The sequence below is a fragment of the Acinetobacter sp. ANC 7912 genome (assembly GCF_039862785.1).
GTDB lineage: Bacteria > Pseudomonadota > Gammaproteobacteria > Pseudomonadales > Moraxellaceae > Acinetobacter > Acinetobacter thermotolerans.
The window spans coordinates 152,713-171,014 of the sequence record NZ_CP156795.1; the positions used below are offsets into that span (position 1 = coordinate 152,713).

Genomic DNA, 18,302 nt, shown 5'->3' on the forward strand with positions numbered 1-18,302 from the left:
CTTTGTTGCACAAACCTAGCTTAGAAGGGGCGCATACCATTGCGTAGCAGGATCAAACCAAATGGCAATATTTCCGCGACTCATGAGTGCTCGGTTATATGCGGGCCAATTGGTTGTGCGGTAGATTTTGTGTGTAGGCTTCTTCATTTGAAAATTATATCGCTGAAAAACCCTTTACAGATAGGTTTGTGCAACAAAGCCACTTAATTTAAAAAAGAGATAAGTTAAAAAGAGCCGTCTAACAAGGCTCTTTTTTGCAAGCAGTATTAAGTAATCCTTTGATCTGCCCAGTAGCATGGAACAATGATCAGGCTATTTTCATGCAACCTTGACCATAATCGGACACCTAAATCCCGCTGCATATTTTGGACTGTGAAATTGGAAATCAGCAGGGTAGATTTCATATTGTCATAACGACTATACAAAACCTTATGTACCATCTCTAGGCGTTTTTCATGCCGGTCATGCAGGCCATATTCATCTATGACCAATAAATCAAAACTGGAGAAATGGTCGATAACCTCCTTCTCAGAGCGTGAAGCATCTGACCAGGTATCCATCATTTTTTGAGCAATTTCTGCACTGGTATAGTAGCGTGCAGATTTTGTACTGTTATGTAGAATGTTGCGAATAATTGATGCACTCAGATGGGTTTTACCTGTACCTGGTGTACCAATCATCAACATGTTCGGGTTGTGGTCAGAAATAATCTGTTGTGCAAAGGCCTGACATAGCTTGATGGTATTGTCTTGTGCAGGGCATGCAACTACATAATTCTTGAAGCCACGATCCAGGTAGCGTTTATTGAGCCCTGAGTTTTTAATTTTTTGCTGCAGTAATCGCTGTTGCAGTTCGTCCTCATAGGTTGCATGTGAGTGATGGACGGTTTCTTTGGCACACAATTTACAGAGCCTGTGACCTGCAATTTCCATTAGGGGTATATGATGGGTAGGGCAAAGTGTTTCCGTTGTTTCTGCGCGAAACTGGAGTGTTTTAAGCATGGTATTCATGGCTGATCTCCTAAATCCATTTTGAATTTTCTAAAAAACTCTCATTTTTTTCTTCAAAATTTGAAGATGAAGATGAAGATGAAGATGAAGATGAAGATGAAGATGAAGATGAAGGGCATGATTCAAGCATGGCTTGAGTAATACTCGAGCTCTTCTCAGGAGCTGCTTGAGCATTTACTTTTCGTTGCTTGGTTGATGCTTGAGCATTACTTGCGGATTTATTCCAGCGTGCTTGAGCTGCATTTTTAGCTTTATCAGATTTCATTTGCTGATTTTGCAATGCCTGGCTTTTTAGACTGGTTAAAAAATTTGAATGAATCTGCTCAGATTCGACTTCAAACAAATCCAGTGCTATCAGCGTATTCAACAAAGTTTTAGCCTTGGTATGTTGCGACAATTTTGTGATGCTGCATACAGTCGCTAGGTCATGAGGAATGGCACCATTTTTCCAGAAATCCATCATTAACAGCAGTGCCGCACCAATTTGTTCTGCTGTCATTCGTGCAAATTTCGCCTGTAGGTCGCCAATATAGAGTGGCATCCAAATTGAAATATCTTTATGCATGTGTTCACCTTTTTATAGGTATAGAAGGGCTAAGGTCATCGATTTGATGACCTTTTATGTTTGTTTTATTAGTGAGCTAGGCTCATTAACCGGAGACGGGCCTGTTGAGCCAAGTCATCGTAATGAGCTTGCCCTTCATCCAGCATTCGCTGTAACCAGAGTCTCAACGCCTGGTGATCATCGAAGCATTTATTGATTTCCAGCAAAAAGGCCAGATTGTGCAGTTTGGGAATGTGTAGCTCATGGATTAATTCACGAGCGACCATATCTGCTTCAGGGCTGACGACCACACCACCAAAGAAAGCTTTACTATTCATGTGCAAGCTCCTCTGTATTTAGTTTTTCCAGCATGGCTTCAAATGCACTGCCATCGCGACGGGTAACATTCGGAATGTAGCGGCTATAGACCCGGAACAACATTTCAGTGGTTGAATGCCCCAATTGGCGAGCGACCCATTCTGGATTTTCACCTGCCGCCAACCAGAGCGTTGCTGCTGTATGACGTGTCTGATAAGCACGACGAGGCGTTAATCCTAAAAAGCGTAGCAGAGGATGCCAGACACGCTTGTTTACCAGACGATAATCGAGAGGTCCACCATCACGATTGCAGAATACAAACTCTGATTTACCATTATTTAACATTTTCTGTTGCAGAAAGGCCTGATAAACCCGATCACTCATTTGGATGGTACGGTCAGAACCATAAGTTTTGGTTCCACCAAGCTCGCCATTTACTAACGCTTCTCTGATATGGATTTCACGACGCTGTAAGTCGATATTTTTCCATTGCAGACCATCGATTTCACTGGTACGCATACCCGTAAAAAAGCGAATGGTGTAATAGGGGCGGAAGTCTTCACGCACTGTGGTAAGAATTTTATGCACCTCTTCCAGAGAAAAAGGTGTGACTTCAATCTTGCTTTCCTTCAGATTGTTAATATTTTTATAAGGCGACTCAAACTCGTATCGTTCAGCCGCATCATTGAGTATCATACGTAAAGGCGTCATGATTTGATTGATCCTCGATGCTTTCAGACTTGTTTGATCTTTTCCGTGTGTCACTTTGGCGAGAGAGGCACGGAAGTTCAGCAAGTCTGACTTCTTGATTTTCGAGAGAACCTGATTACCAAAAGCAGGAATCAAATAGTTTTTGATCACAATTGAAACCTTTTGCTGATATGAGGTTCTCCATTCAACTTGTTTCTGCTTAAACCACAATTCAGTAAACTCTTTAAAAAGAGGAACTTTGGTCTGTACAGCAATTTGCTGACTTCTTTTTTCCTTAAACTCCTCAACACGGTTACTTTTTGGAAAGTACTTTTCGTATTCAAAAGTTCCCAAAGTAATTTCAGCTTCAAGCTGTTCGAGACGTTTTTTCAAAATGCGTCGGTTATAAGCATTGTCTTCAAGATTGGTTGTTTCTCTACAACGAATGCCCATGTAGCGAAAATCAGCAATCAGTTTGCCACTTCGTTCCCGGATGCTAGCCATCAGTTAAACTCCTGAGCCTTATTGCAAGGCATCCATGCTTAAACCGGTGAATTTAAGCATTTCAGTTTCAATGCGTTCCCAAACAAAAAGAATTTTTCGACCACCAAAAGGACGGATGTAGTGAACACCTTCAATAAAGACACTGTCCTTTAGCTGGTTGCGAATAGTACGAGCGTCGTACTGGATTTTTTCAGCCAGTTGCTGGGCTGTGAGATAGGTATATGACATAATTGTATTCCTGGTGTAATTCATCGGATGTAAGTAATTTTTCATCCTCAGACCTAAAATAACCTCAAATTTAATTAAATGCAATTAAATTTTCATTGTATTAGAGGAAAAATTAATGGTTATTTGTAAGCTACCAATATTGTTGGCTGAAAGAAAAATGCGTGTAGCTGACTTAATTCGTGGTACAGGCATTAATAAGACAACTTTGCATAAGCTTTATAATGGCGAATTGACTCGAATTGATTTGGAGACTATCGATCGTATTTGCGATTATTTAGATGTACAGGTGGGAGATTTATTTGTTTTTGAAAAAAACAATAAAAAACAATCTGTTATCTAATGGTTTGGTCACAAATGGTCACATCAAAAAGTGAAATGGTCACAAATTATTGATCATTTGGTAAAAAACACCTTGTTTGGAAGAGAACAGGGTGATTTTTTGCCTTCAAAAAAGCTCTGAAAGTGGTGATCGATTGAGGACATTTAAGGTCAATTGAGACCATTTTTATTGTCCTGGGCACGCCATGGTCACATTTTGGTCACAAAATACAAATTACATTAAGAATATTTTTTATTGAATCGAATAACAAAGGAAGAAGAGTTTTTAAAAAATATAATAAAATCAACAAGAAAAAAGCCCCAATCTTTCGATCAGGGCTTTTTGAATCTGGAGCGGGAAACGAGACTCGAACTCGCGACCCCAACCTTGGCAAGGTTGTGCTCTACCAACTGAGCTATTCCCGCAGGGTCGATTAATTTTTTACTATAAAAAACTAAACAAAAAAGAATTTGGAGCGGGAAACGAGACTCGAACTCGCGACCCCAACCTTGGCAAGGTTGTGCTCTACCAACTGAGCTATTCCCGCATGCCGTGTATAATACAGCATGCAAAAACAGGGTCAATAACTTTATGAAAAATCTTGCATCGTTTGCATAAAATAAAAACAATTCAGGCTATTCGCTTTTAAGATTAGACAAAATTTATGCAAAATTTTGTTAAAACAGTGCCTTGGCACCATTCGATTACGATTCATAAAGATAAAACTCCAGACAGAACAAGGTATACTGAAAACAGTTTTAATCTTTTTATCGTGGAGAAAGCCATGAGTATTGAACAAGTATTAAGAGAACGCCTTGCTACATTGTTTCCAACTTATCTGGAAGTGGTCAATGAGTCCTCTGGGCATGGCGGTTATTATCCCGGTAAAGAATCGCATTTTAAGGCCGTGATTGTCAGTGAAGCTTTTGCTGGCCTGCGTCAGGTACAACGTCATCAGAAAGTTTATGCGACAGTAGGTGATTTGCTTGGCCCGGAAAAAATCCACGCATTGGCAATTCATGCCTTCCTGCCAGAAGAATGGGTAGGGCAGGATACTAGCAGTCCTGAATGTGCGCACGCGCCAAAATCTTAAGAGGAACATATGGAAGCTCAGTTACTGGTTAAAATCATCCATATGTCTGCGGCTGGGTTGGCGATCGTTGCTATTCTGGCCCGTGCCATGACCCTATTTATTGGGACGCAAGGCAATTTACCCAATCCGGTGGCGCGTAAGCCGCTAGTTGCGTTGCAGCATCTGGCAATGGCAGTGATTGCCCTGACCGGTATCATTGCGCTGTTCCTGAAGAATTTCGAAGTCCAGCCGTGGTTTTATGCCAAGGTTATTCTGTTTCTGGTACTGATCTCTTCTTTGGGCAAAGCCTATAAAAAGGATGATTCGATCCTGCTGGTACAGCGTCGCGCTGGCCTGGTTATTGCAGTAATTTCATTAATTGCAATTATTGCCTTGGTGATCATCAAGCCAACTTTTGGCTAAATCATTTATCAATTGGGCAAACTTTAAAAAGATATAAAAATAATAGGGGGTTTTAATGCGTACACGTGTGGTGTTTAACCAGAAAGGTGGGGTGGGTAAATCCAGTATCGCGGTAAATCTGGCGGCAATCAGCGCTCATGAAGGATTGCGGACACTGTTGATTGATCTCGATCCGCAGGCCAATTCCAGCCAGTATCTGCTCGGCGATGATGCGACCTATTCGGAAAACAAGCCGGCATTGGAACCCAATATTAAAAACTATTTTGAAGATGTACTGGGTGCACAGCAAAATAAAAGCCTAATTGGCAATGCCATTGGGACAATTTTAAAGACCCGTGCCAAAGGGCTGGAAAGCTATCTGCACCAGTCGCCATTCAAGCATCTGGATGTGATTCCGGCCAGCCCGAGTTTGGGTGAACTAGCTTATGCTTTGGAATCTAAGCATAAAATCTACAAGCTGCGTGATGCGTTGCAGCAGCTTTCTGGACAATATGACCGGGTGTTTATCGATACACCACCGGCTTTCAATTTCTTTACGCTATCCGCTTTAATTGCGGCCGACCGCGTACTGATTCCATTTGACTGTGATGTCTTCTCGAAACGTGCACTGCATACCCTGATTGAAAATGTCATCGAAACCCAAGATGATCATAATGACCGTCTGGAGATTGAGGGCATCGTAGTAAACCAGTTCCAGGCACAGGCCAAACTGCCGCGTGAGGTGGTGCAGCAACTGAAAGATGAAGGCTTGCCGGTGCTAGACAGCATGTTACCGCCATCGGTGATCATGAAAGAATCGCATCAGAAAAATCAGCCACTAATTCATCTGGCTACTGATCATAAATTGACGCAGGCCTACCAATCGTTGTTCAATGAGATTGAGCAAAAATAATTTGATGAGTGCTTTATGAAACTCGTAAAACTCAGTCTGGGTGTGGCTATGATGGCATTACTCAGTGCTTGTGCTTCGACGGTGAAGCCGACCTATGTCTCTCCGACACAATACCAGTCATTTGACTGTGGTCAGATGCAGGGTGAATACAACCGTATTCAACAGTATATCGACAATGGAGTACAACCGCCGAAGCGTACTGGTGTCGGTGTTGGCGTGGGTGTTGGTGGCGGCTGGGGCAGTCACGGAGGCTGGGGCATTGGACCGAGCATTTCTGTGAATATGGGCCAGTCTTCCAATACCAAGAAAACCGAGCTGGCGCGCCTGCTTGGTGAGCAGGAAGCGATTGTACAGGCTGCTCGTTACAAAGGCTGTCCGCTAATTGTCCGCAAGGCAGCAGCGAAATAAGCTGTTCTCTACCCTTAAGTGCTGACTCTGGTCGGCATTTTTTAGCAGTGTATTCCAGGTGAAGCCAGTATTTTGCATAGAAAATAGATTGGAATGACTGCTGGGAGCAGTTTTACAAGAATTTTCATCTTGTTATACATTGCTCATATTCGTTAATGTTGCGCCATTCTTTGGGGTAAGTTTGCGTATGATCGAAAACTGGATTTTTGTCTTGCCGGTGATTGCAGTCTTGATGATTCCAGGGCCGGGCAATGCCATGGTGGCCAGTGCTGCACATCAGCACGGTCAGGCCAAAACCAGTTTATATATTCCGGCGATTCTGCTTGGTTATTTCTATGCAATTAACCTGTGGGCCTTATTGATCCATCTAGCCACACCGTACTGGCCAAATTTCAGGGTCATGCTCTATGTCTTGAGCTTGATACTGGTGTGCTGGATGACCTTCCGGTTATTTAAAGTGCAGCAACTGGAACATCATAACCGCAAACACCCCTTGATCCGTCCCAGTCAGATGTTTGCTGCCACCTTAAAAAATCCCAAAGCGGTATTGTTTGCAGCGGGGATTTTCCCCGACGAAACCTGGGACAATGTCACTAATTTTGTACTGGTCTTTGCCGCTTTTAGTCTGGTGACCTTGCCTGTATTTGGATTCTGGATGTCTTTTGGACAAGCTTTGCTTTCCGGAGCTTCTGAAAAAAGAAAAACCGACCTCTTGTATAAAGGGTCGGCCTTATTTCTGTTGCTGTGTCTGATTCCGCTTATGATCAGCCTGTTTAACTGATCAGCATTTTTTAGATATTAAGCAGTTTTATTCTTTTTAAATTTTTGCTGAATGTAGCCAAACACACCCGGCAGGATACTGATAATAATGATGCCGAAGATCAGATGGGTGAAGTTGTCTTTGACGATCGGCATATTGCCAAACAGATAGCCTAGTACTACAAACGATGTAATCCAGCAGAAAGCACCAATCACGTTATAGGTCAGAAAATACTTATAGTTCATGCTGCCGGCACCGGCTACAAATGGTGCAAAGGTACGGGCAAATGGGATGAAACGGGCAAAAATAATGGTCTTGCCACCGTGTTTGGCAAAGAATTGCTGTGTCGCCAGTAGATGCTTTTTATTGATAAAGCGCGACTCGATTTCAAATACGCGTGGTCCGATAAATTTACCAATATGGTAATTCAATGTATCCCCTAGCGCAGCGGCCAAGAAGAGCAGGGGAATCAGCACCCATGGATCCATCGCACCAGTCGAGGCAGCCAGCGCACCTGAAGCAAATAACAGGCTGTCCCCCGGCAGGAACGGCATCACCACCAGTCCCGTTTCCACAAAGATAATCAGGAAAAGAATTGCATAAATCCACACCCCGTAATTGGTGATGAATTCAAGCAGGTGGTCATCAACGTGTAAGATAAAATCGAGCAATTCCATGAGGTGAGTACAAGCAAAAATATGCCTGAAATGCTAACAGTCCGGGGCAGGAAAGTCAGTAGCAGAAAGCAAATAAATTGAAGAGGACTCCTTGCCAAAAATACCAAATATTGAACTTACAAATTATTGCGAAAACCGCTTAAAGACAGGCATAGCATAAATGGGTCATGAGAAGAAAAAATAAAGGTGACTCCCATGTTAAATCCTGATTTGACCTTACAAAAAGTCTTTCTCAGTTCTGCCACTGAGGCCTTGATTAACTTTGTTGCACGTGTATTTATCTCCTTTATTTTTATCGGTTCAGCCTGGATGAAAATCCAGAACTACGATGCCACAGCAGGCTATATGGAATCGTTTAATGTACCCAGTGAATTACTGCCCTTAAGTATCCTGCTGATAGGTGGCGGTGGGCTAGCTATCCTGTTCGGCTTTCAGGCACGTCTGGCTGCGTTGGCCTTGGCGGTCTTTACGTTTATCTGCGGCTTTATCTTTCATGGTTCAGGAACACCGGACGATAACATTCATTTGATGAAGAATGTTGCCATGACCGGTGGGCTGTTATTCGTTTTTCTGCATGGTGCAGGACAGTTTAGTCTGGACCATCTGATGACGAGAAAAATCACGTAACAACGCAGAATCTAACACTTTCGATATAATAGTTGTGCGTATTATCGAGATGCGGCGAGAAGCCGCATCGGCTTGATCCTTATACAACGATAAAAACAAAAAAGGATAAACAATGAAAAAATATATGCTATGCAGCATCTTGCTTGCTACATCCAGCTCCTTCTTGTGGGCAAAAACTGATGAGGCCATTCTGGCGGAAGCAAAAACCAATACTGTGACGGTTGCTCAGGCTCAAACGCTGCCAGATGAAACTGGCGTAACGCTAAATGGCAAGATTGTCAGGCAGCTGGCGACGCAAAGCGATGAGTTTGAATTCAAAGATAAGACGGGTTCCATTATCATTGAAGTCGATGATGAACAATGGAAATCGCTCCAACTGAAAGCGGGTGACAAGGTCCGGATTCTGGGTGAAGTAGACGTCCATAGTGACCAGCCTACCGATATCGATGTGATCCAGATTGAACGGGTGAAATAAACTGGAACAAGGGGAAACTTAATCGGAAGGTTAGGTTTCCGTATATGCATGTTAATGATCAATTTTAAACTCAACAATCATTTAAAATTAGTCTTAAATTTATCTAAAGATCTGGTAAAAAAAGAAACCGCTGATTACGAAAAGTGTGATTTGCGTCACATGAAAATGAAATACACCAGCCATGAATTCTGCTTCAATAATGAGTGATGAAGCGACATAGTGGAATCAATCATGAAGCAAATGTTATTGGTAGTGTTTCTTACCAGTACCATGTTTGCTCCCGCATCTTGGGCCGGACAGCGTGAAGCTGCGATGTTAAGGGAAGCGGCTCAAAATACAGTGAGTGTTGCGCAAGCAAAACAACTGGCAGATGAAACAGCGGTAACCCTATCGGGTGTTATTGTTAAACGAATAAAAGGTGATCATTTTCAATTTAAAGATGGCAGCGGAACCATCGAAATCGACGTAGATGATGAGGTGTGGAAACCTCTCAGATTAAAAGCAGGAGATCAGGTCAATATCGTCGGTGAAGTGAATGTCCAAAGCGGTCAAGCTCCCATTATTGATGTTGAAAAACTGGAAAAAATACCCGGTAAACATCAACAGTGGCAGTGGTACAACCAGCATTAATAAAGGATAAATGAGCTACTGGCACGAGCATAGCCCTTGTCTTAATTTAGGCCTACAGCAGTGCTGTCCGAAATCTCTAAATTACTCTCCCATTTAATCCCAAATAATAATTCAAACAGGTGATATCCTCTATTCCAGTTAATAGAGGATATCGGAAGCTGATTATTTACAATAATTTTTCTATTTCTTATCTTCAGAAATGATTCGTTAAACACTGAAGAATTATATTCCAATCAACTAAATATTTGTCCTGTGCGAATAGTGTGCTTAATGCGGCGAAAAATGATAGAATACGGCGCTTATCTTTCGTTTGCCTTTCTATAGTTGTTTGTCATGACTACCAATACTCAAATCACTGAAGATCGTATCCTGATTTTGGATTTCGGTTCTCAATATAGTCAGTTGATTGCACGTCGCGTACGTGAATCTGGCGTATATTCTGAAATGTTTGCCTATGACATGTCTGAAGAAGACATTCGTGCATTTAATCCAAACGGTATCATCCTGTCTGGTGGTCCTGAGAGCGTACACGAAGAAGGCAGCCCACGCGCACCTGAAATCGTATTCAAGCTAGGCGTTCCAGTGTTGGGTATTTGTTACGGTCTGCAAACCATGTCTGCACAGCTTGGCGGTAAAGTTGAGCCAGGTACAGTACATGAATTCGGTTATGCTGAAGTAGACATTAAAGTCCGTGATGGCTTAATTGGCGATCTTGAAGATTCAGCAGACAAATTGAAAGTCTGGATGAGCCACGGTGACAAAGTGACTCAAATCCCAGAAGGCTTCCAGATCACTGCAAGCACACCAAGCTGCCCGGTGGCGATGGTGTCTGACGAAAAACGTCGTTTCTACGGTATCCAGTTCCACCCAGAAGTGACCCATACTTCTAAAGGTAAAGAGTTACTATCTAACTTCGTACACAACATCTGTGGTTGCCGCAGCCTATGGAACTCTGAAAACATCATCGACCTGCGTGTTCAACAGTTGCGTGAACAGATTGGTGATGAAAAAGTATTACTTGGCCTGTCAGGTGGTGTGGATTCCTCTGTGGTTGCTGCGCTGTTACACCGTGCGATTGGCGATCAGCTGACTTGTGTATTTGTAGATAACGGTCTGCTACGTCTGAATGAAGGCGACCAGGTGATGGACATGTTCGCGAAAAACATGGGTATCCGTGTAATTCGCGCTGATGCTGAAAACCGTTTCCTTTCAGCCCTGGCTGGCGAAGTTGATCCAGAGAAAAAACGTAAAATCATCGGCCGTGAATTTATTGAAGTTTTTGCTGAAGAAGCACGTAAACTGGATGGCGTGAAATTCCTGGCACAAGGTACGATTTACCCAGACGTGATCGAATCTGCTGCAAGCAAACAGGGCAAAGCACATGTGATTAAATCACACCACAACGTGGGTGGCTTACCAGAAGATCTGGCATTTGAACTGGTTGAACCTTTACGTGACCTGTTTAAAGATGAAGTACGTAAATTGGGTACCACTTTAGGCCTTCCTCATGAAATGCTTTACCGTCATCCATTCCCAGGCCCAGGTCTAGGTGTACGTATCCTTGGTGAAGTGAAGAAAGAATATGCCGACATCCTGCGTCTGGCTGATGACATCTTCATGCAAGAACTGCGTGCAAGCGGTTGGTATGACAAAACTGCGCAAGCATTCGCGGTATTCCAACCTGTGAAATCTGTGGGTGTGGTCGGTGATGGCCGTCGTTATGCATGGGTCATCGCACTGCGTGCGGTTGAAACTGTAGACTTTATGACGGCACGTTTTGCACACCTTCCATACGAGCTGGTTGACAAGATCTCGACTCGTATCATGAACGAAATTGCTGAAGTTTCACGTGTGGTTTATGACGTGTCTTCTAAACCACCTGCAACGATTGAATGGGAGTAATTCAGGGATTTCGGACAGCACTGCTGTCCGCCTGAATTACGCCAAGCGCTATGCATGGTAATGAAAAAAATTATTGAGAAAAGAGTGCTTAGGCACTCTTTTTTTATCTATAATGATTAAAAAATAAACTATAATTTTAACTATGGCTAGAAAAAATGTAATTAATCTTTTAAATGAACTTGATAGTTTAATTGATGATTATGGAGAGGTTTATTTAGAAAAAGCTTTTTATACACCTAGCTATTTAGTACCTCTTACTACTTATCTTTACTTCGAAAAAGTACCTTATAACAAATTTGATTTAGACCCTTATAACCTAAGTTATTTAAAAACAATAGGTTTTTATAGGCAATTATGGGGAAAAGTAGATGGATATCAAAGATTAAAAAATGGTCATACATATGCTTCGATAGCTTGCCTAGATAGTCCTGAACATGTAAATCAGGTGAATACGGAAATATCTAGTTGTTTAACTAAGTTAGTAGGTGAACAACGATCAGAAGGTTTCTTGAAATTAATAGATGTTATTGGAGAAGTGCATGATAATGTTTGGGCTCATGGGTGCTCAACAGGTTTCTCAATGGCACAAACTTATGAAGATCCAATAACTCATAAGAAATTTATAGAATTCACTTTAGCAGATCAGGGGCGTGGATTTTTACGTGAAGTAAAAAGTGTGGGTTTATCTATAAGTTCTCATAAAGATGCAATTGAATGGTGTATCCAAAAAGGTAATTCAACTAAATTGGTGACTGCAGATGATTGGAGGCAGAGAGTACCTGGTGACTTTGTTGGGAATAACCCAATGGGTAGATTCGGTGGTCAAATCAGAGAAAGTCATCATCAGGGATATGGTTTATTTCATCTGATCGATCTTGTAGAAAATTTTAATGGCGAGTTATATTTAATTAGTGGTAATGCTGCCTTACATATTAAAAACAAAAAAAGAGCTTATCTTAGATTAAAGAATGAATGGCAAGGGGTTATCATTTCATGTAGGTTTGATAGAGATGAACTGCTAAGTTCAGATATAGGAAAACCTGTTGATGATGAAAAACTGAGCAATATAATAAGAAGATTAAGAGGTGATTAATATGAATACTGTACTGAGATATGAGCTGCCAAAAGGTTTTTTGGCATCTAGAAAATTAGCTATTCCTCATCGTCAACATATTGAACAAGCTTTTAATAATTCTGAAATTATGCAGATTCATATTGATCTTTCAGGCGTCGAATCAATTTCAGAGTCATATGCAGATGAAATCTTCGGGGTACTTGTAGAAGAGTTTGGTTGTGAAGATGTCTTGAATAAAATTAAGATCAAGAATGCGAAAGATTATATTCTTGAAAATATTGCGATAGTTATTGATCGACGTGCTAATACAGTTTGTCATTAATTATTTAAATATAATAAAAAAAGGACACGTTGATAGTGTCCTTTTTTATTCCTCAACAATTTTAATCGGCCGGTCATTGCTCCAGGAACCATGCACTTGTGGCTCTAGAACTGGACTAATGAAAGGATCATAGTGCTCCACCCGGTTCCGGCCATTGGCTTTGGCCTGATACAGCGCAATATCTGCCTGCTTGATCAAGGTATACAGGTCATTTTCACAAGTTTCTAAAATTGCAGCCCCGACTGAAATGGTAAATCTTAAAGTTTGCTGCTGGTCAATCGCGACCTCGGTTCTTTCAATCCGCTGTCTTAAGCTGTCGGCAATTTTTAATGCATCATCTAGATGAGTATTTGGCAGCAGCGCAATAAATTCCTCACCCCCATAGCGTGCCAGAATATCGGTAGGACGCATTTCACTACAGGCGGTTTCGGCAATGATTTTTAGGACCTTGTCGCCAATATCATGCCCATAGTTGTCATTAATCTTTTTAAAATGATCGACATCAAACACAATCAGTGAAGTCGGGTCTGGATGATCTTCCTCAACGATACTCAGTAAATGCCGATGCGCCAGATATTCAAAAGAACGGCGGTTATTCAAACCGGTCAGTGAATCGGTATGTGCCATATGCTCAAAGGCCTGACGGTTATATTCATTCAGCGTGTGCTGTAAAAACACGATCCGGGATTTTAGGGTCGAATTCCAGCTGATATAGATACTGAAACTCAGTACCGGCAGGTAAATCAGGGAAAACAAAATTAGCTGTTGCCTGTCCCCGTCGACATTGAAATACACACCGATATAGATCATCAGGGTAATCAGGGCGGAGGTGATCAGCGATGGCTTGAAATGCACATGCACACTCAAATTGGCCAGTACGATAAAAACCAGCGAAGCATATTGATAAATCTGGGTATAGGGACTTTCAGACTGGTTTAAATTAAAAAACCAGACCGCGCTGGCCCCAATAATGGATGTGGGTAGTAATAAATCAAATAAGGGCAAATTCTGCTTGTGATGATAGATCCAGATCGTGAGCAGAGTCACCAGTACGGTAAAACCCAGCTTGGTAATGATCAGCAGCGTATGAACATCAGTCAGCACATAAATATCTGCAAGGGTATAGGAGGCATAGGCAAACTGGGCAAACAGGTTGACCTGAAGCAAATATTTCAGGTGCAAACCTTTTTGATGCGAGTAATAGTCGGACTTGAGTGCACGGGGAATACGCACAAGTGGGTCTTTAAGTGCTTCCTGGATCAGGAGGCGCGATTCCTTATGAAGTTCATGCGGCATTCAGCCATCCCCATCAGAAAAATTATATTATTTGTGTCGTAATTTTGTATAAAAATTATTCTATTCTTTAATATTCCATTTTAAAAGTAGGGAATTAAAATACACATGTTTCGTTACAACTTTTTAATCTGAAAAATTCAAAAATAGACAATAAAAACATAATGGATAGAGAAATTTTTACTGGAAAAATTGATAGGGCTTTACGAGGTTATGGATTGGGATGTTTTTGATGGTGCAGATTGCATCTCCGGGCGATACACCCTGATCCGGTTACGTCCTGCCCGTTTGGCTGCATAGAGCGCAATATCCGCCTGTTTAATCAGTTCATCCAGACTTTGGCTAGGCGATTCCAGTTCAGCAATGCCAATGGAGACAGTAAATTGCAGAGGTGGATTCTCCTGCACAGGTACATGCTGGCGCTGAATGGAATGGCGGATCCGTTCTGCAATTAGCAGCGCATCCTGTAGCTGGGTATCAGAGAGCAGCACAATAAACTCCTCACCACCAAAACGGGCCAGTACATCGCTATGCCGCATTTCTTTGCGTGTGGTTTCAGCAATCACTTGGAGTACCCGGTCACCAACATCATGCCCATAGTTATCATTAATCTGTTTGAAATGATCGACATCAAACATCAGTAGACAGCTGGAAGAGGGAGTAGGCCATTCATGGATGCTATGCTCCGCCAGATTGACAAAATGTCGGCGATTGTAGAGCTGGGTCAGATCATCAGTATGTGCAAGTTTGCGTACCGCATGGTAATTCCATTCATCCAGCAGGGTCCTTAAAAACGTTCGGCGCATGTTGATGATATTGGTCCAGTTCATGTAGATGCTAAACAGTAGGATTGGAGTTAGTACCACCGCAAAAGTAAATGCTTCTGACAGTGTCATGATCTGAGTCATGGTGATCAATACAAACAGACCGATAAAGAGCGAGCAGTATAAGGAAACCTTGAACTGCACCTTGGTACTGAGATGAATGATCAACAGAAAGATGGCCGAAGCATATAAATAATTCGCCACATGTGGACTGGTGGAGGTAACCAGCATGATCATCCAGATGCCGGCACAGAGGGTCGTGGCAATTGGCATGATCGTGTCCAGCAGCCGGATGTCTTTGCTGTGGCGGAAGAGCAGCTCAGAAATTAGCCATAGACCGAGTGCCACTCCGACACGTGTCAGTCCGGAGATTAAAGCGAGATCCGGGATAATGAATAGATCGGCAAAGAAATATAGTAAAAAGGCCAGCTGACCCAGTAAATGGATGTGGCGCAAGCTTTGATAAGTATGCTGGTACAGATACTCATAAAAGCGCGGTTGGAATGGGGCTGGAATGCAGGCATGCTGATTCGCAAGTGCGTGTTCGATCACTTGGCGGTTATTCAGTTCATGTTCAGAAAGTTTCATATTTTCTGAAGCATGTTCACTGAGGTTGTGCAAGTTGGTATGAGAGCCATGCAACTTACGGTCAGCAAAAAACATATTCAGGTCCAGAATTTAATAAGCTCATATTATGAGCAAATTGGAATGAATAAGAGCTACCCTAATTGGGGAAGATTACGATGGATGGAACAGGAAAAAGTAACAAAAGATTTAAATATGGATGATAACTGTGACTTATTTCGCATAATTTTTATAAAGTGTTATTTATTAAAACATAAATTAGCATAAATTCCGTTTCACGTGAAACAATTTGGTGCAAATTTAGGCATTTTTTAGAAGAAAATCGACCTGGAATGAATCAATATTGTATTAAAAATACGCAAGAATCCTCTTTGCAAAACAGCAACAACTGAGCTGGAAAATGTTGCTTAAAATCAGCTTGAGCCTATGACAAGAATAAATGAGATCGAGCACAGCTATCGAAGTGGTAAAACTGGATAATCCTAAAACTGAGAAACATAATCCTGTGATGCTGGCTATTCATGGAATCGAAATGCTCTGATCTTTTAACCTAGCTGAGTGAGCCGAATCATGTCGAATAATAATGAGACCGAAATTTTCAATTCAGATGACTGTATTAAATACGTCAATCAGTTTGTTACGGAATTTCCATTACGCCGTGCGGAAATCGGTCAGGGTACGGTGATCAAACGCGCCTTGCCGAGCAAGCATAAACGCATGATCGGGGCCTGGTGCTTTCTGGATCATGCTGGTCCGGCACATTTTCCACAGGGAGATGGTCTGGATATCGGCCCACATCCACATATTGGCTTGCAGACTTTTACTTGGATGATTGAAGGCACCATGATGCATTATGACAGTTTGGGGAATCAGCAGCTGTTGCGCCCGCGTCAGGTCAATCTGATGACAGCGGGTTATGGCATTTCTCATGCCGAAGTGGCACCGGAAACCGAAACCCATATACATGCTGCCCAGCTGTGGATTGCACTACCAGATGATTTAATCAATATGGCACCAGCGTTTGAGCATTATCCGGAATTACCGGTGGTGACAGATCAGGGCATTGAATTTACGGTATTGGTCGGGAAATTCCTGACTGCACAATCACCAGTCAAAGTGCATAGTGAACTGCTTGGGGTTGATTTATATTCGGCTGACAGTACCCGGGCCGTATTGCTACTGAATCCAAAATTCGAGTATGGCTTTCTGGCACTTGAGGGCACAGCCAGTATTAATGGGCATGAGCTGACCGATGACAATATGGTGATTCTGGAACCGGGCCTGGAGCAGGTGCAGGTCGAGATTCATGCCGGCAGCCGGATCTTGCTTCTGGGTGGTGAGCCTTTTGAGACGCCTATCCTGCTGTGGTGGAATCTGGTTGGTCGAGATATGGAAGAACTGAAAGTGGCCCGTGAACAGTGGATGATGGGGCATGAGCGTTTTGGCTCAATTCCAGAATATGATGGCCCGCGTCTGGAAGCGCCAGCTTTTCCAGAACGTATGCGTGCTTCCAAATAAGAATAAAGGACAACGAGGATGGCAATCATTGCAACTGCTCAGGTGCATAGTCTGGAAACGCCGTGGCAGGGGCGAATCAGTCATGGCAAGCATCAATATTTGACGGATAAACCAGAAAGTTTTGGCGGCCAGGACAGCGGTCCGGCGCCGTATGATTTTCTACTGGCCAGCCTGATTTCTTGCACCATGATTACCTTACGTATATATGCCCAGCATAAGGGCGTTGAATTGGGTGAATTTCAGGTCGAGGCAGACTTTTTCAGTAACAAAGAAGGGCAGGAATGGATTGAACGTCGCCTAAGTTTTCAAAATAAATTAGATGCAGAATGGCAGCAGAAAATTCTGGACATCTGTCAGAAAACCCCAGTGACCAAAACATTGCTCCGGAGTCTAGAGATTCGAACATCTTTGATGTGAACAGATTTATTTAAAAGTAGATGAAATGTAATTTGATGCTTCACCCATCTCACGGTGTAGCCCCTGTTTTTGTTATGCTGATGGCAACACGAACAATCAGAATAATAAAGAGTCAACTATGCGTATCCTGCACCATCTCGAACAGTCCCGATCTTTCCGTATTCTATGGGCGCTGGAAGAACTGGGGCTGGATTATGAAATTAAATATCACCGACGCCTACCCAATTTTGCCGCACCCTCAGAACTGAAAATGATTCACCCATTAGGCAAAGCGCCGATCCTGATTGATGATGACTTGGTACTGGTCGAATCTGCAGTGATTTTGCAGTATCTACAGGAAGCCTATGATACGGCAATGGAATTCCAACCCTTGACTGCAGCAGCCAGACAGCAATACCGTTACTGGATGCATTATTCTGAAGGTTCACTGATGCCACTTCTGGTCATGCAGTTGGTAATGAACTCAGTCGAGAAACATGCCCCTTTTCTGTTCCGACCATTTGCAAGACAAATTACCAGCGGGGTAAAAAAGCAGTTTATCCAGCCCCGCCTTCGAGAGCATATTCACTATCTGGAAGATTACCTGAGTGAGCATGAATATTTTGCTGGCCGTTTCAGCTTTGCCGATATCCAGATGAGTTTTCCACTGGAAGCAATATTGACGCGTACCGGCAAGCGTTATCCGGCGATTGAGGCTTATCTGGATAGACTTTCCCATCGCCCAGCCTATTTCCGGGCGATGTCTAAAGAAGAAGTTTTACGTTAAAAATTTTCCGAAAAGAAAGGTGC

At 42.5% G+C, this 18,302-nt stretch carries 23 protein-coding genes, 2 tRNA genes and 1 pseudogene; 15 read left to right on the top strand and 11 right to left on the bottom strand.

Going from position 1 to position 18,302, the window contains the following annotated elements; genetic code table 11:
- Positions 1-30: 30 nt before the first annotated feature.
- From ABEF84_RS00700 to ABEF84_RS00725, 6 genes and pseudogenes are all read right to left on the bottom strand, one after another.
- A pseudogene (locus ABEF84_RS00700) lies at positions 31-147 on the bottom strand (IS5/IS1182 family transposase); the annotation flags it as partial.
- Between the two features lie 119 nt (positions 148-266).
- Positions 267-1,010, bottom strand: coding sequence for an ATP-binding protein (locus tag ABEF84_RS00705; RefSeq protein WP_347460824.1), 744 nt, complete (start codon positions 1,008-1,010; stop codon positions 267-269).
- A gap of 10 nt (positions 1,011-1,020) precedes the next feature.
- On the bottom strand, positions 1,021-1,575 hold the full coding sequence (locus ABEF84_RS00710) for a DUF1376 domain-containing protein (RefSeq protein ID WP_347473726.1): 555 nt from the start codon (positions 1,573-1,575) through the stop codon (positions 1,021-1,023).
- A 68-nt stretch (positions 1,576-1,643) separates the two neighbouring features.
- Complete coding sequence (locus ABEF84_RS00715) at positions 1,644-1,892, bottom strand: hypothetical protein (protein WP_004895356.1); 249 nt, start codon at positions 1,890-1,892, stop codon at positions 1,644-1,646.
- The gene (locus ABEF84_RS00720) at positions 1,885-3,066 is read right to left on the bottom strand and encodes an Arm DNA-binding domain-containing protein (protein ID WP_347460821.1); all 1,182 of its coding nucleotides are present in this window, start codon (positions 3,064-3,066) and stop codon (positions 1,885-1,887) included. The genes ABEF84_RS00715 and ABEF84_RS00720 overlap by 8 nt, the downstream gene beginning before the upstream one ends.
- 18 nt (positions 3,067-3,084) lie before the next feature.
- Positions 3,085-3,294, bottom strand: a complete 210-nt coding sequence (locus ABEF84_RS00725; RefSeq protein WP_000122748.1) for a hypothetical protein — start codon at positions 3,292-3,294, stop codon at positions 3,085-3,087.
- Between the two features lie 115 nt (positions 3,295-3,409).
- Between ABEF84_RS00725 and ABEF84_RS00730 the strand changes: the two genes are divergently transcribed.
- The gene (locus tag ABEF84_RS00730; RefSeq protein WP_347473727.1) at positions 3,410-3,634 is read left to right on the top strand and encodes a helix-turn-helix transcriptional regulator; all 225 of its coding nucleotides are present in this window, start codon (positions 3,410-3,412) and stop codon (positions 3,632-3,634) included.
- Between the two features lie 328 nt (positions 3,635-3,962).
- Here the strand turns inward: ABEF84_RS00730 and ABEF84_RS00735 are convergent.
- Together ABEF84_RS00735 and ABEF84_RS00740 are read right to left on the bottom strand one after the other, a co-directional pair.
- A tRNA-Gly gene (locus ABEF84_RS00735) sits at positions 3,963-4,038 on the bottom strand.
- Positions 4,039-4,084: 46 nt separating this feature from the next.
- A tRNA-Gly gene (locus tag ABEF84_RS00740) sits at positions 4,085-4,160 on the bottom strand.
- A 237-nt stretch (positions 4,161-4,397) separates the two neighbouring features.
- Here ABEF84_RS00740 and ABEF84_RS00745 point away from each other — a divergent pair.
- The 5 genes from ABEF84_RS00745 to ABEF84_RS00765 all read left to right on the top strand — a co-directional run bounded on the left by ABEF84_RS00745 (position 4,398) and on the right by ABEF84_RS00765 (position 7,189).
- The gene (locus ABEF84_RS00745; protein WP_347453394.1) at positions 4,398-4,706 is read left to right on the top strand and encodes a BolA family protein; all 309 of its coding nucleotides are present in this window, start codon (positions 4,398-4,400) and stop codon (positions 4,704-4,706) included.
- A gap of 9 nt (positions 4,707-4,715) precedes the next feature.
- On the top strand, positions 4,716-5,108 hold the full coding sequence (locus tag ABEF84_RS00750; RefSeq protein WP_347453395.1) for a SirB2 family protein: 393 nt from the start codon (positions 4,716-4,718) through the stop codon (positions 5,106-5,108).
- Between the two features lie 55 nt (positions 5,109-5,163).
- A complete protein-coding gene (locus ABEF84_RS00755; RefSeq protein WP_347453396.1) occupies positions 5,164-6,000 on the top strand; it encodes a ParA family protein in 837 nt (278 codons plus the stop codon).
- Positions 6,001-6,015: 15 nt separating this feature from the next.
- Positions 6,016-6,408 carry a hypothetical protein gene (locus ABEF84_RS00760; protein ID WP_347453397.1) on the top strand — a complete coding sequence of 131 codons (393 nt, stop codon included), beginning with the start codon at positions 6,016-6,018 and terminating at the stop codon, positions 6,406-6,408.
- A 187-nt stretch (positions 6,409-6,595) separates the two neighbouring features.
- Entirely contained in the window at positions 6,596-7,189 is a 594-nt protein-coding gene (locus ABEF84_RS00765) for a LysE family transporter (protein ID WP_347454112.1), read from the top strand.
- A 17-nt stretch (positions 7,190-7,206) separates the two neighbouring features.
- Here the strand turns inward: ABEF84_RS00765 and ABEF84_RS00770 are convergent, their stop codons facing one another.
- Positions 7,207-7,845: a DedA family protein gene (locus ABEF84_RS00770; RefSeq protein WP_347453398.1), complete on the bottom strand. Its 639-nt coding sequence runs from the start codon at positions 7,843-7,845 to the stop codon at positions 7,207-7,209.
- A 195-nt stretch (positions 7,846-8,040) separates the two neighbouring features.
- Between ABEF84_RS00770 and ABEF84_RS00775 the strand changes: the two genes are divergently transcribed.
- The 6 genes from ABEF84_RS00775 (at position 8,041) to ABEF84_RS00800 (ending at position 12,876) form a co-directional block, all read left to right on the top strand.
- Positions 8,041-8,472, top strand: a complete 432-nt coding sequence (locus ABEF84_RS00775) for a DoxX family protein (protein ID WP_347453399.1) — start codon at positions 8,041-8,043, stop codon at positions 8,470-8,472.
- 112 nt (positions 8,473-8,584) lie between these two features.
- Positions 8,585-8,947 (top strand): NirD/YgiW/YdeI family stress tolerance protein, encoded by a 363-nt coding sequence (locus tag ABEF84_RS00780; RefSeq protein ID WP_347453400.1) that lies wholly within the window; start codon positions 8,585-8,587, stop codon positions 8,945-8,947.
- Positions 8,948-9,178: 231 nt separating this feature from the next.
- Complete coding sequence (locus ABEF84_RS00785) at positions 9,179-9,577, top strand: NirD/YgiW/YdeI family stress tolerance protein (protein ID WP_347453401.1); 399 nt, start codon at positions 9,179-9,181, stop codon at positions 9,575-9,577.
- 333 nt (positions 9,578-9,910) lie between these two features.
- Positions 9,911-11,479 carry a glutamine-hydrolyzing GMP synthase gene (gene guaA / locus ABEF84_RS00790; RefSeq protein ID WP_034587321.1) on the top strand — a complete coding sequence of 523 codons (1,569 nt, stop codon included), beginning with the start codon at positions 9,911-9,913 and terminating at the stop codon, positions 11,477-11,479.
- A gap of 142 nt (positions 11,480-11,621) precedes the next feature.
- The gene (locus ABEF84_RS00795; RefSeq protein ID WP_347453402.1) at positions 11,622-12,572 is read left to right on the top strand and encodes a hypothetical protein; all 951 of its coding nucleotides are present in this window, start codon (positions 11,622-11,624) and stop codon (positions 12,570-12,572) included.
- A 1-nt stretch (position 12,573) separates the two neighbouring features.
- Positions 12,574-12,876 carry an STAS-like domain-containing protein gene (locus tag ABEF84_RS00800; protein ID WP_347453403.1) on the top strand — a complete coding sequence of 101 codons (303 nt, stop codon included), beginning with the start codon at positions 12,574-12,576 and terminating at the stop codon, positions 12,874-12,876.
- A gap of 45 nt (positions 12,877-12,921) precedes the next feature.
- Here the strand turns inward: ABEF84_RS00800 and ABEF84_RS00805 are convergent, their stop codons facing one another.
- Entirely contained in the window at positions 12,922-14,172 is a 1,251-nt protein-coding gene (locus ABEF84_RS00805) for a GGDEF domain-containing protein (RefSeq protein WP_347453404.1), read from the bottom strand.
- A gap of 200 nt (positions 14,173-14,372) precedes the next feature.
- On the bottom strand, positions 14,373-15,656 hold the full coding sequence (locus tag ABEF84_RS00810; protein ID WP_347453405.1) for a diguanylate cyclase: 1,284 nt from the start codon (positions 15,654-15,656) through the stop codon (positions 14,373-14,375).
- A 492-nt stretch (positions 15,657-16,148) separates the two neighbouring features.
- Between ABEF84_RS00810 and ABEF84_RS00815 the strand changes: the two genes are divergently transcribed.
- From ABEF84_RS00815 to ABEF84_RS00825, 3 genes are all read left to right on the top strand, one after another.
- The gene (locus ABEF84_RS00815) at positions 16,149-17,096 is read left to right on the top strand and encodes a pirin family protein (RefSeq protein ID WP_034587327.1); all 948 of its coding nucleotides are present in this window, start codon (positions 16,149-16,151) and stop codon (positions 17,094-17,096) included.
- Between the two features lie 18 nt (positions 17,097-17,114).
- Entirely contained in the window at positions 17,115-17,513 is a 399-nt protein-coding gene (locus ABEF84_RS00820) for an OsmC family protein (protein WP_034587328.1), read from the top strand.
- A 118-nt stretch (positions 17,514-17,631) separates the two neighbouring features.
- Complete coding sequence (locus ABEF84_RS00825) at positions 17,632-18,279, top strand: glutathione S-transferase (protein WP_034587329.1); 648 nt, start codon at positions 17,632-17,634, stop codon at positions 18,277-18,279.
- Positions 18,280-18,302: the final 23 nt, after the last annotated feature.